Annotated in this window: 1 protein-coding gene; it reads right to left on the reverse strand. The window is 54.6% G+C overall.

Annotated elements, in window-relative coordinates; all coding sequences use genetic code 11:
• Positions 1-102: 102 nt before the first annotated feature.
• Positions 103-327 carry a hypothetical protein gene (locus tag AC1DS5_RS24985; RefSeq protein WP_184513794.1) on the reverse strand — a complete coding sequence of 75 codons (225 nt, stop codon included), beginning with the start codon at positions 325-327 and terminating at the stop codon, positions 103-105.
• Positions 328-733 lie beyond the last annotated feature (406 nt).

Consider the following 733-nt stretch of genomic DNA (forward strand, 5'->3'; position numbering starts at 1 on the left):
ATCCATATCTTCGCAAAGCATGCATCATTCAGCATCGTAGCGCCATCAGAGCAGGGCTCGGCAGACTGCACTGCGATCTCAGCGCAGCCTGCTGCGCCTCGCTCATGTCTTGAATCCTGCGGACTTGTCTTGGACCACCTTCACCCAAATCAATCGCTGGCCGGTAATGCCGCCCCTTTGCATTCCCCATTCGACGACCTTGGATATCGCAAAATCAAATCCCGTCCTTCCCGGAATTTGATCGTGGGCCGCAGACAATGCCTCGTCGAGCGTCGTACCGAGGCCTTCGAAGATGACTTCCGTGGGTCGTGGCTTGGCGTTCGACATCGTCGTCTCCGTCTTACCTATCGGCACGTGCCATCACGCACCCATCGTGCATTCGCAGTCTCGGCGGCGCACAAGGATGGATAGGTGCGCGGATAGCCTTTGACGGGATCGATTGCACAGACGGGATTCAAGTTGAAAATACATATGGGTCCAAGGCACATGCCTGGATGCAGAACGCGGGCATGGTCGAGCTTCGCCCAGCAAGCGTTCGAATAGGTCTGCCGTGATCCGTCCTTCTTCACAGCACAAACTGGTATGACATCGGTCGTACAAATCGATGCTTGTGCCCGCGCAGAGTCGGTAGCTGAAGCCGCGACGGTGAGACCAAAAAGAAAAATCCAGAATACGCGCATCTGCAAATCCTTCTGCCTAAAATCAATGGCTGAAGGATTGCACAACTATAGAT

Source organism: Polaromonas sp. P4_H1 (assembly GCF_056400945.1).

What these genes read in the sequence shown, in the direction of transcription:
- AC1DS5_RS24985 (WP_184513794.1), bottom strand. Translation starts at nt 327, where the DNA reads ATGTCGAACGCCAAGCCACGACCCACGGAAGTCATCTTCGAAGGCCTC.